The sequence below is a fragment of the Pseudomonas sp. SK2 genome (assembly GCF_016772395.1).
Taxonomy (GTDB): domain Bacteria; phylum Pseudomonadota; class Gammaproteobacteria; order Pseudomonadales; family Pseudomonadaceae; genus Aquipseudomonas; species Aquipseudomonas taiwanensis.
Genome location: NZ_CP061944.1, coordinates 2,873,540 through 2,885,700, shown reverse-complemented (window position 1 = coordinate 2,885,700; position 12,161 = coordinate 2,873,540). Strand labels below are relative to the sequence as shown.

Here is a 12,161-nt window from a genome sequence, read left to right as displayed (position 1 = left end):
GAAGCAGCCCCACAGAGGGTCTCTTATTCCACTTTAGCCTTTTGTACGTCCTGCGATGCCGACCAGACGCGATAGCGCACTTCGACGCCTTCGGGTACATACACCACCACCGGCAGCTTGCTGTTGTAGCGGACCATGAAGCCTTCACCGACCACTGGCACGAAGGCCTCGGTCTTCTTGCCGTCCGGGCAGGCCATCAGGGTGCTGACCGGGCCGCCGACTTTCTCCAGACGGTAGTAGCTATAACCCCAGCCTTGCAGTGTTTTTTCTTCCAGGCTGCCGGCCAGGCGCTGGCGGTTGCAGTCCACCTGCAAGGTCTTGCCTGCCAGGATTTCCAGAGTGTGGGCCGATTCATCGGCCTGGGCCGGCAGGTGGATCACCTGCCGGGTGAAGCCTTTTTCAGCCTTGGGGTAGGGTGCGACATCTTCAAGTTTGGCGGCCATCGCCGGGGCGGCCATGGCCAGGGTCAGGGAACACATCGCGAACAGACGGGTAGGGCGCATAGGGCCTCCTTGCAATCAAACGGGTGCAATGCCGCCGCCAGGCCCCGGTCGCCCTCTGTCATTGGGCCAGCCAGCCGCCATCGACGTTCCAGGCGGCGCCGCGGACCTGGCTTGCGGCCTCGCTGCAGAGGAACAATACCAGTTCACCCAGATGCTCGGGAGTGACGAAGGCCAATGAAGGTTGTTTCTCGGCCAGCAGGTCGTGCTGGGCTTGCAGCGGATCGCCGCCATGGGCTGCACGGTCGTCAATCTGCTTTTGCACCAATGGCGTCAGCACCCAGCCAGGGCAGATGGCGTTGCAGGTGACGTTGTCGGTAGCGGTTTCCAGTCCGACCACTTTGGTCAGCCCGACCACGCCATGCTTGGCCGCCACATACGCGGCCTTGCCGCTGGAGCCGACCAAGCCATGCACCGAGGCGATGTTGATGATCCGCCCCCAGTTGCGTTCGCGCATGCCTGGCAGCGCCAGCCGGGTTCCGTGGAACACCGCCGACAGGTTGAGGGCGATGATCTTGTCCCAGGCTTGTACCGGGAACTGCTCCACCGGCGCCACATGTTGAATACCAGCATTGTTGACCAGGATATCGACACCGCCGAATTCGCGATTGGCGAGGGCGAACAGCGCCTCGATCTGGGCCGCATCGGACAGATCCGCCGGGTGATGCGCTACCTTCACGCCGTGGCGGGCGATCTCGGCCAGGGCTGGCGCCGGGTCGCCGAAGCCATTGAGCACGATGTTGGCACCCGCGCGCGCCAGCACTTGGGCGATGCCCAGGCCAATGCCGCTGGTGGAACCGGTGACGAGTGCAGTCTTGCCGTTGAGCGTCATGTAAAGCTCCTTAGACGATGCCGGTGGCGTAGAAAGTGGCGATGACCACGAATACCGCCAGGGTCTTGATCAATGTAATGCCGAAAATGTCTTTGTAGGCCTCGCGATGGGTCAGGCCCGTCACCGCCAGCAATGTGATCACCGCGCCGTTGTGCGGCAGGGTATCCATGCCGCCGCTGGCCATGGCGGCCACCCGGTGGAGCACTTCGAGCGGAATGTTGGCGGCGTTGGCAGCGGCGATGAAGCTTTCGCTCATGGCAGCCAGGGCGATGCTCATGCCACCGGATGCCGAGCCGGTGATGCCCGCCAGCAGCGTGACGGTAATGGCTTCGTTGACCAGCGGGTTGGGGATGGCGCGCAGGGCATCGGCCAGTACCAGGAATCCCGGCAGCGACGCAATCACTGCGCCGAAACCGTACTCCGAGGCGGTATTCATTGCCGCCAGCAGCGCACCACTGACCGCGCTCTTGGTGCCCTCCGCCAGGCGTGCACGAATGGCGCCAAAGGCACACACCAGTACCATCAAGATACCCACCAGCAAGGCTGCCTGCACTGCCCAGATGGCCGTGAGCTTGGCCACGTCGCTGTTGACCGGCGCGCTCATGCCCGGCAGTTGCAGGGTGTGGCTGGGGCCGTACCACTGTGGAATCCAATGGGTGAACAGCAGGTTCATGACCCCCACCAGCACCAGGGGCGACAAGGCCAGCCAGGGGTTGGGCAAGGTCAGGTCGGGGGCGGTCTCCGGCTCGTTGCGCAGGTCCTTGCCATAGCCTTCGCCTGCGCGCTGGGCCTTGTTGCGCTGGCGTTGCAGGTAGAGCATGCCTGCGCAGAACACGAACAAGGTGCCGATCAGTCCCAGCCAGGGTGCGGCCCAGGCGGTGGTATTGAAGAATGTGCTGGGGATGATGTTCTGGATCTGCGGCGTGCCGGGCAGGGCGTCCATGGTAAAGGAGAACGCACCGAGGGCGATGGTCGCCGGGATCAGTCGCTTGGGGATGTCGCTTTGGCGGAACATTTCGGCGGCGAACGGGTAAACCGCGAACACCACCACGAACAGCGACACGCCCCCGTAGGTAAGCAAGGCGCAGACAAGTACGATCACCAGCATGGCTTGCCGGGTGCCGAGCAGACCGATGGCAGCCGCGACGATGGAGCGAGAGAAGCCTGACAGTTCGATCAGCTTGCCGAACACCGCGCCTAGCAGGAAGACCGGGAAGTAGAGTTTGATGAAGCCGACCATTTTCTCCATGAACACCCCGGTGAATGCGGGGGCCACGGCGGCCGGGTCAGTGAGCAGTACCGCGCCGAGGGCGGCGATAGGGGCGAACAGGATCACGCTGTAGCCGCGGTAGGCGGCCAGCATCAGCAGGGCCAGGGCGGCCAGTGCGATGAGCACGGTCATCGGGATGAATCTCCTGGGTGGGTCTTGTTGTTATCGGTTACCAGGGGATAGCGGGAATCGTGCCAACCTTATAAGTGATTGAATTACATAGATAAATTTGGTGGTTATGACGTATTTGTCTCTGATTTGAGACGGTTGGGCCCGCTTTGCAGTCTCTCGCCGGCACGCCGGGTCCTAACACGTGTCGTGTAGGCGAAGGATTGCCGGCGGTTGGGGTGGTATCCCTATATAGAGACAAGAATCTCAAAAATGAGACTAAAGCCCAAGCGCCACCATCTTCTTGTATAAGGTAGAGCGCCCCAGCCCCAACAACTTCGCGGCGTGCGGCACATTCCCCGAACATTCCAGCAAGGCATCGCCAATCAACTTGCGCTCGAACTGTTCACAGGCCTCTCGGTATGTTTGCCGCGTCACAGCCGCCGCCACCGGGCTCAATGGCCCCAGCGCCGAGCGTACTTCCGCAGGCCCCAGCCGCGGCTGGTCGGCCAACAACGTGGCCCGCTCCAACACATTGCGCAACTCCCGGATATTTCCTGGCCACGCGTGCCGGGCCAATAGCTGCAATGCCTCGGGCTCCAACTCGTACTGGCTGCCCAGCTCGGCCAGGATCGCTTCGCATAACGCTGGCAAGTCCTCCAGGCGCTCACGCAATGGCGGCACGTCGATGGGCAGCACGTTCAACCGGTAATACAGGTCGGCGCGAAACGCTCCACGGTCCATGGCGGCCTGCAGGTCGATGGAGGTGGCGGCGATAATGCGCACGTCGCTGCGCAGCATCTGGTTCGAACCCACAGGCTCGTATTCCTTTTCCTGCAGCACGCGCAGCAACTTGCTCTGCAGGGCCAGCGGCATGTCACCGATCTCGTCCAGGAACAGCGTGCCGCCCTCGGCCAGTTGCAGCTTGCCGCTGCGGCCCTTTCGGTCGGCGCCGGTGAAGGCACCTGGGGCGGTGCCGAAGAATTCGGCCTCCAGCAAGGTCTCTGGAATGGCCGCGCTGTTGATGCTGACGAACGCCTTGTGCGCGCGCGCCGAGGCGGCATGAATCGCATGGGCCAGCAACTCCTTGCCGGTGCCGGTCTCGCCCAGCAACAGCACGGGCGAATCGCTGCTCGCGCCACGCCGCGCCCGGCGCTTGGCCTCGAGGCTGGCCGCGCTGCTGCCGACGAACTGGGCGAAGCTGTACTTGGCCTGACGTGCCCTTAGCTGTGAGCGGGTGGACGCCAATTCCTGCTGCATGCTCGAGTAGCGTTTGAGGAGTGGCGACAGGCTGCGCAGTTCGTCAAACAAGGCAAAGCCGATGGCCCCGATCAGCGCGCCCTGGTCATCGTGGATGGGCAAGCGCATGACCACCAAAGGGTCGTTGTGGGTGTCGAGCATGTCCAGCAGGATTGGCCGGCCATTGCTGACCACCTCCCGCATCAGGCTGCCAGGGATCACCGACTCACACGGCTGGCCGATGGCGCTCGCGGCATCGGCCAGGCCAAAGCGCCGGGCATAGCGCTCGTTCATCCAGACGATGCGGGCCTGGCGGTCGACGATCACCGTGCCTTCGCTGGATTGCTCGATGATCTCGAACAGCGAGCGGATCGCCAGTTGCCTTACCTGGGGATAGTCCTTGAGGCTGTCGCTGTCGTGCATGGAGGAGGCCTGTTGAGGGGGAGACGCATTATGCGGCGAGGTATGGCCTGGGTGAAGACTGTGCTGCCTTGTCCGCGCCACGCTAGCGGCGAGGATCGAAAGCTTCGCGCAGGGCATCACCAATGAACACCAGTAGCGACAGGATCACCGCGAGGGCGAAGAACGCGGTAAAGCCCAACCACGGTGCCTCTAGGTGTTGCTTGCCCTGGGTCACCAGTTCGCCCAGCGAAGCGCTCCCTGCCGGCATGCCGAAGCCAAGGAAGTCCAATGCGGTCAGGGTGGTGATGGCCCCGGTGAGCATGAAGGGGATGAAGGTCAGGGTGGCATTCATGGCGTTGGGCAGGATATGCCGTAGCATCACCTGGGTATCGGGCAACCCGAGGGCACGGGCGGCCTTGACGTACTCAAGGTTACGCCCACGAAGGAACTCGGCGCGCACCACATCGACCAGGCTAAGCCATGAGAACAGCGCCATGATCCCCAGCAGCCACCAGAAGTCAGGCTCGACGAAACCACTGAGGATGATCAGCAGGTACAGCACCGGCAACCCTGACCATACCTCCAGCAACCGTTGCCCGAGCAGGTCGACCCAGCCGCCGTGGTAGCCCTGCAGGGCGCCGGCCATTACCCCGATCAGCACACTGACGACGGTAAGGGCGAAGGCAAACAGCAGCGACACCCGCGTGCCATAAAGCACCCTGGCCAGTACATCGCGTCCCTGGTCGTCGGTGCCCAGCCAGTTGCTGGCACTGGGTGGGCTGGGTGTGGGCACCTGCAGGTCGTAGTTTGGCGTGTCGGCGCTGAAGGGAATCGGGGCGAACAGCATCCAGCCACCCTGGCTTTCGATCAGTTGGCGCACATAGGCACTGCGATAGTCAGGCTGAAACGGCAATTGGCCGCCGAACTGCTGCTCGCTGTAGCGCTTGAACGCTGGAACGTACAGCTCGCCCTTGTAGCTCAGCAGCAAGGGTTTGTCATTGGCCACTAGCTCGGCGCCGAGGCTCAGCACAAGCAATCCGGCGAACAGCCACAAGGAAAGCCAGCCGCGGCGGTGGTTGCGAAAACGCTGCAGGCGGCGGCGGGAGACAGGCGAAAGCATCAGCGTACCCTCGCGTCGAAGTCGATGCGTGGGTCGAGCAGGGTGTAGGACAAGTCGCCGATCAAGCGAATCAGCAACCCCGCCAGGGTGAAGATGAACAGCGTGCCGAACACGATCGGGTAGTCCCTCGACACCGCGGCCTCATAGCTCAGGCGGCCCAGGCCATCGAGGGAGAAAATCACCTCGATCATCAGCGAACCGGCGAAGAACACTGTGATCAATGCCTGGGGCAGGCCGGCCAGGACCAGCAGCATGGCGTTGCGCAATACATGCCCGTACAGGACCCGGCGCTCACTGAGGCCTTTGGCCCGCGCCGTGACCACGTACTGGCGGGAAATCTCGTCGAGGAAAGCGTTCTTGGTCAGCAGCGTGAGCGTGGCGAAACCGCCGATCACCAGCGATCCGACAGGCAGTATCAGGTGCCAGAAATAGTCGGCGACCTTGCCCAGTAGGCTGAGTTGGTCGAAATTCTCCGAGACCAGCCCACGCACCGGGAACCAGTTGAGCGAGGTGCCACCTGCGAAGAGTACGATCAGCAACAGGGCGAACAGGAACGAGGGCAGGGCATAGCCGACCACGATCAGCGCGCTGCTCCAGGCATCGAAGCGACTACCGTGGCGCACTGCCTTGCGGATCCCCAGCGGGATGGACACCAGATAAGTGATCAGGGTGGCCCAGAAACCCAGGGACAGGGTCACCGGCAGTTTCTCCAGAATCAGGTCGGTCACCTTGGCGCCGCGGAAGAAACTCTGGCCGAAATCCAGCCGGGCATACTGTTCGAGCATCAACCAGAGGCGCTCGGGGGCGGACTTGTCGAAGCCGTATTGATGCTTGATCTCTTCGAGCAGCTTGGGGTCCAGGCCACGGCCAGCGCGAGACTCGCCATGCACGGCCTCGGCCCGTGCCCCGGGCGCACCGCCACCCAGCCCCTGCAGCCTGGCCACCGCCTGTTCGACCGGACCGCCCGGCGCAGCCTGGACGATGACGAAGTTGACCAGCAGGATGGCCAGCAGGGTAGGCACGATCAACAACAGGCGACGCAGGATATAGGCAGTCATGGCGACATCTTCCGGCGCTCGGCCATCTGCGCATTGGTCAGTGCGGTCGGGCTGATTTCCCACCAGGTGTCCAGGCCTTCATCATAGGCAGCCTGGACCTTGGGCAGGCCAAAACGGTTCCACCAGACGGTGGAGCTGCCGGGTGGATAGTAGTTGGGGATCCAGTAGTAGTTCCATTGCAGCACCCGGTCCAGGGCATGGGCGTGGCGCAGCATGTCGGCCTGGGTGCTGGCGCGGACCAGGCCATCGATCAAGGTGTCCACCGCCGGGTCCTTGAGCACCATCAGGTTGTTCGACCCCGGGTCGTTGGCCGCTGCCGAGCCGAAGTAATTGTACAGTTCGGCACCGGGCGACAAGGTGACAGGGTAGCCGGTGACGATCATGTCGTAGTCTCGGGCCATCAGACGGTTGATGTACTGAGCCGAGTCGACGTTGCGGATATTCAGCGTGATGCCGATCTGCGCCAGGTTGCGCTTCCACGGCAGTAGCAGCCGCTCCATCCCGGACTGGCCGTTCAAGAAGGTGAACGCCAGCGGTTCGCCCTGCGCATTCACTAGCTGGTCACCCTGGGGGTGCCAGCCGGCCTGTTGCAACAAGGCCAGTGCCTGCAGCTGCTGCGTTCGGATGATGCCAGAGCCGTCGGTCACCGGTGCCGTATACACCTGGCTGAATACTTCATCGGGGACCTTGCCCCGTAGCGGTTCGAGCACCTGCAGTTCGCTGGCGTCGGGCAGCGCACGGGCAGCAAGGGGGGTGTTGGAGAACATGCTCTGCTGGCGGATGTACAGGCGGCGCATCATCTGCCGGTTGCTCCATTCGAAATCCCAGAGCATCGCCAGCGCCTGGCGCACACGGCGGTCGTTGAATTGCGGGCGGTCCAGGTTGAACACGAAGCCCTGGGCCGTTTGCGGCTTGGCAGGGCCTAGATGGGCCCGTTGCAAGCGACCATCGTCCAGCTGCGCGCCATTGTAGCCTAGCGTGTAGGCCGTTGCGGAGAACTCGCGGTTGTAGTCGTAGCCGCCGCCCTTGAGCACCTGGCGGGCCACTTCGGTGTCGCCAAAGTACTCGATGCGGATCTGGTCGAAATTGTAGCGGCCACGGCTGGCCGGCAAATCTTTGGCCCACCAGCCGGGGTTGCGTTCGAAGGTGATGCTGCGGCCGTTGTCGATCCGGCCGATTCGGTAAGGGCCGCTACCGACGGGCTTTTCAAAGCCTGCGCCATTGGCAAAGTCACGGTTCTGCCAGTCGTGCTCAGGCAGTACCGGAAGGCTGGCCACGTCCAAGGCCAGGGTACGGCCATGGGGTTGCTTGAAATCGAAGCGTACCCGATGCGGGCTTTCCACCGTCACGCTGGTAACTTCCGCGAACTGGGTGCGGAACTTGAGGCTGCCCTTGCTCATCAGCAACTGGTAGGTAAACCGTACGTCTTCGGCGCGCACCGGCTTGCCATCGGCGAAGGTGGCGCGCGGGTCGATCTCCAAACGCAGCCAGGCATCGTCTGGCCCACGCTCCATGCGCCGGGCGATCAGCCCATAGACGGTGTAGGGTTCGTCGAACGAGCGCACTGCCAGGGGCGCATACAGCCAGCCGTCGACCTCGGAAACACCGATGCCTTTGTCGATGTAGGGCAGGATGTGGTCGAACTGGCCGATTTCGATGGCCGAACGGCGAATGCTACCGCCTTTGGGTGCATCGGGGTTGACGTAGTCGAAATGGCGGAAGGCCTGGCCATAACGGGGGGCTTCACCATAGACGGTGAGGGCGTGGGTGGGGGCTGCCTTGGCTGTGAGGGACAGGCACAACAGTGCGAGCCCCCACACGCTTGCTCCCCTGGGGAACATCACCGGCAACGGTGACTTAGTCCTGGCGGCTGGTCACTTCCAGCAGGTGGTAACCGAATTGGGTCTTCACCGGGCCTTGGACAACATTCAGCGGGGCGCTGAACACCACGGTATCGAATTCGCGAACCATCTGGCCTGGACCGAACGAGCCCAGGTCACCGCCTTGACGGCTGGACGGACAGGTGGAATTGGCCTTGGCGACTTCAGCGAAGTCGGCACCGGCTTCGATCTGGGCTTTGAGCTCGTTGCATTTCTCTTCCGAGCTGACCAGGATGTGGCGGGCAGTGGCACGTGCCATGGGAACTACTCCTTGGGTAAAAAAGCAAGCCTAACGCACTTGTCTGGGATATGTCTCGCAAGGCTTGCTGTACGTTTCCTACAAGCGCGCTGCCGCGTCACGCAACAGCGTTTCGGTCGACGCCCAGCCCAGGCAACCATCGGTAATCGACACGCCGTACTTCAACGTGCCCTTGTCCAGTGCCTGGCAACCGTCGAACAGATGCCCTTCGAGCATCACGCCGACGATCGAGCGATCACCGGCCAGGCGTTGGCTCAGCACCTGCTCGAACACGGCCGGTTGGCGAGCCGGGTCTTTGCCGCTGTTGGCATGACTGCAATCGACCATGATCCGTGCTGCCAGCCCTGCTTTGGCCAGGCCCTGGCGGGCTTGGGCGATGCTCTGTGCGTCGTAGTTGGGGCCTTTGTGGCCACCGCGCAGTACCAGGTGGGTATCCGGATTGCCCAGGGTTTCGATGATCGCCGGGTAGCCCTGCGCATCCATGCCGAAGTGGCGATGGGGATGGGCGGCGCTACGCATGGCGTCGCAGGCGATTCCGACACCGCCATCGGTGCCATTCTTGAAGCCCACTGGCAGTTCGAGCCCGCTGACCATCTCGCGGTGAATCTGCGACTCGGTGGTGCGTGCGCCAATGGCGGCCCAGCCCAGCAGGTCGTCGAAGTAGCTGGCGGCCATCGGTTGCAGCAGTTCGGTGGCAATCGGCAGGCCGCGCTCGATCATGTTGAGCATCAGGCCACGGGACAAGGCGATACCCGAGTGCATGTCATCGCTGCCATCGAGGTGCGGGTCGTAGGCCAGGCCTTTCCAGCCGACGGTGGTGCGTGGCTTTTCGACGTAGGCACGCATCACCAGCAACAGCTGGTCGTTCACTTCGCGGCTGAGGGCTGCGAGGCGGTCGGCGTATTCCAGGGCCGAGCGCGGGTCGTGGATCGAGCACGGGCCGACGACTACCAAAAGACGTTCGTCGCGGCCTTCGAGAATGGCGCGGATCGCTTGGCGGTGGGCCTGGACTTGTTGGGCGAGCTCGAGGGACAGCGGCATCTGCTGCTTGAGCAAGTGCGGGCTGGGCAGGCGCTTGCTGACGGTGGTGTTGGCAGCTTGAGGCTGGGAAAGGGGCAGGGCGAGGTTGGAAGCTTGCATGGCGTGGTATCCCTGGGCGGACGGCGGGTGCTGGCCCGCTCGATCGGCCCTATCGAGGTGTTCGACAGATCGTCAAATTCGGTTCTTGTGCGGCAGTGCCACCGGAGATCGACCGTACGGAGGCGGCAGGCTGGCCCGAACGGGATTGGCTAAATCGCCAGGCATAGGTATTTGCGTAGCAGTAAGTGGCGTAGTTCATGAATCTGTCCTCAGTGTGAATCGGTGTTGTCGATGGCCTGAAAAGCAAAACCCCCGGTCGGGGAGCCGACCGGGGGTTTGAGTATTCTCGTATTCGGCGGCCCCTCGAAAGTGGGCGCCGTGTGGGTATCAGCGGCGCCTAGTGGCTAAACCAATACCCAAAATAAAAGCTGGCGACAGCCTCGCAGCCAGCAACGGCCAGCACAGGACGCGCGGTGCGACCGGTGTGTTTGGCGGGGTTGCAGGTGTGTTTCGGCATGTTGCTCTCCAATGAATGACCCCGAGCATACTTCAGGTGCCGCGCGGTATTCAATGGATAAATACTATTGAGCCGATCACACCTTGAACTGCGCCACCATGCCGTTCAGGTCAACCGCCAGGCGCGAGAGGTCCTGGGCTGCCGCGCTGGTCTGGTTGGCCCCCGCTGAGGTCTGCATCGCCAGATCACGGATGTTCACCAGGTTGCGATCCACTTCGCGTGCCACCTGCGCCTGCTGCTCGGACGCGCTGGCGATCACCAGGTTGCGCTGGTTGATCGAGGCGATTGCCTCGGCGATCACTTCCAGCGCCTGACCTGCTGATTGCGCCACCTCCAGGGTGCCGTTGGCCCGGCCTTGGCTGCTGTGCATGGCGGACACTGCCCGTTCGGTACCAGACTGAATACCGACGATCATCTGCTCGATCTCGGCGGTGGACTGCTGGGTACGGTGGGCGAGGGCGCGGACTTCGTCAGCCACTACGGCGAAACCTCGGCCCGCTTCACCGGCGCGTGCGGCCTCGATGGCGGCATTGAGGGCCAGCAGGTTGGTCTGACCGGCGATGGCACCGATCACGTCGAGCACGCGGCTGATTTCGTTGGCGTTGCTGGCCAGCTGTTCGATCTCCTGTGAGGTGCCGGAGACGTCCTGGACCAGATGCTGGATCGACTCCAGGGCCTGGTTGACCTGGTCACGGCCGTCGCGAGTGGTGCGGTCGGCGCCCTTGGAGGCATCGGCGGTGCTCACCGCATTGTTGGCCACTTCTTCCACCGCGGCGGTCATCTGGTTGACCGCAGTGGCGGCCTGGTCGATTTCCGCACTCTGCTGGTGCAGGCCGCGACTGGTGTCTTCGGTGACGGTGTGCAGCTCTTCGGATGCCGACGCCAGCTGGTCGGAAGACGCGGCGATCTTGCGAATGGTGTCGCGCAGGCTCTCCTGCATGCGGCTCAGTGCGCCCAGCAGCAGGGCGGGCTCATCGCGGCCGCTCACCTTGATCGGCTGGGTCAGGTCACCGGTAGCGACGCGCTCGGCCACGCTCACGGCTTCGCCCAGTGGCACGACGATGCTGCGCGTGAGCAGGGTGGCGATGGCGGCAAGGGCGAGCATGATGACCACCAGCGAAACAGTGATGGCCAGGAAGGCTTCGTCCGCCATGTCGCTGCTGCGTTGCGAAGCGTCTTCGGCGCCTTTGCCGTTGTAGGCGATGAGGGCGCTCATGGCCTTCATCATGCTATCGGCGTGCTGGGTCAGCGGGCCGCTGATACGCTGCTTGGCTTGAGCGATACGGCCGGCGGCGAGGTCTTCGATCACCAGGGCCTGGCCCTCGTAGTACTGCTGGTGAGCCGTGGTGAATGCAGCGAACAGGGCGCGGTCGTCGGCGTCGATGATGGTTGTCTCATAGTCCTTGAGGCCGCTTTGCAACTGCTCGTTGATGCCTTTGAGCTGCTCGATGTTGCGGGCGCGTTCGCTGTCGTTATCGTCCAGTGCGGCGCGCAGGGTGATGGCACGGGCTCGACCGAGATTGCTGCTGATCTCGCTCAATGCGACCACCGAAGGCATCCACGTCATGCGGATCTCATCCGTGGCCTTGTCCATTTGCCGGGTTTCGAACAGCGCGATCAGGCCCATGGCCAGGACCAGGATGCCCAACAAGGCGAACACGCTGGCAGCGCGAATGCCGATCTTCATATTCCTTAGCTGCATTGATTGCTCCTTGACGTCGTCGTGCAGGCGTCAAGAGCATGGTCGCAAGGCCGGGTCACCGGGGCTGGCGCCAGGCTCTTGATGCGCTGCGAATTAAGTGTGTTTTTCTCACCCTCATTTCTTTTTTGCTTGAATGATGCCACGGTGCCATCATTGCTGAACAGCCATTCAACTTCGTTGTGCAAAAGACGCGT

General features: G+C 62.9%; 10 protein-coding genes. All 10 read right to left on the bottom strand.

The window, feature by feature from the left end; all coding sequences use genetic code 11:
• Nucleotides 1-23: 23 nt before the first annotated feature.
• Nucleotides 24-503 (bottom strand): serine protease inhibitor ecotin, encoded by a 480-nt coding sequence (eco, locus tag IF103_RS12795; RefSeq protein ID WP_023380746.1) that lies wholly within the window; start codon nt 501-503, stop codon nt 24-26.
• Nucleotides 504-561: 58 nt separating this feature from the next.
• Complete coding sequence (gene hbdH, locus IF103_RS12790) at nt 562-1,332, bottom strand: 3-hydroxybutyrate dehydrogenase (protein WP_023380744.1); 771 nt, start codon at nt 1,330-1,332, stop codon at nt 562-564.
• A 10-nt stretch (nt 1,333-1,342) separates the two neighbouring features.
• Complete coding sequence (locus IF103_RS12785) at nt 1,343-2,734, bottom strand: GntP family permease (protein ID WP_023380742.1); 1,392 nt, start codon at nt 2,732-2,734, stop codon at nt 1,343-1,345.
• Between the two features lie 255 nt (nt 2,735-2,989).
• Complete coding sequence (locus IF103_RS12780) at nt 2,990-4,372, bottom strand: sigma-54 interaction domain-containing protein (RefSeq protein WP_023380741.1); 1,383 nt, start codon at nt 4,370-4,372, stop codon at nt 2,990-2,992.
• Between the two features lie 82 nt (nt 4,373-4,454).
• Nucleotides 4,455-5,471 carry an ABC transporter permease gene (locus IF103_RS12775; RefSeq protein ID WP_186598537.1) on the bottom strand — a complete coding sequence of 339 codons (1,017 nt, stop codon included), beginning with the start codon at nt 5,469-5,471 and terminating at the stop codon, nt 4,455-4,457.
• Nucleotides 5,471-6,529 (bottom strand): microcin C ABC transporter permease YejB, encoded by a 1,059-nt coding sequence (locus IF103_RS12770; RefSeq protein ID WP_023380737.1) that lies wholly within the window; start codon nt 6,527-6,529, stop codon nt 5,471-5,473. Before IF103_RS12770 ends, IF103_RS12775 begins: the two co-directional genes overlap by 1 nt.
• Entirely contained in the window at nt 6,526-8,370 is a 1,845-nt protein-coding gene (locus IF103_RS12765) for an extracellular solute-binding protein (RefSeq protein ID WP_027907357.1), read from the bottom strand. The genes IF103_RS12770 and IF103_RS12765 overlap by 4 nt, the downstream gene beginning before the upstream one ends.
• A gap of 16 nt (nt 8,371-8,386) precedes the next feature.
• Nucleotides 8,387-8,668, bottom strand: a complete 282-nt coding sequence (locus IF103_RS12760) for a peptidylprolyl isomerase (protein WP_023380733.1) — start codon at nt 8,666-8,668, stop codon at nt 8,387-8,389.
• A 78-nt stretch (nt 8,669-8,746) separates the two neighbouring features.
• Nucleotides 8,747-9,808, bottom strand: a complete 1,062-nt coding sequence (locus tag IF103_RS12755; RefSeq protein ID WP_023380731.1) for a 3-deoxy-7-phosphoheptulonate synthase — start codon at nt 9,806-9,808, stop codon at nt 8,747-8,749.
• Nucleotides 9,809-10,341: 533 nt separating this feature from the next.
• Nucleotides 10,342-11,952: a methyl-accepting chemotaxis protein gene (locus IF103_RS12750; RefSeq protein WP_390897582.1), complete on the bottom strand. Its 1,611-nt coding sequence runs from the start codon at nt 11,950-11,952 to the stop codon at nt 10,342-10,344.
• Between the last annotated feature and the right edge of the window lie 209 nt (nt 11,953-12,161).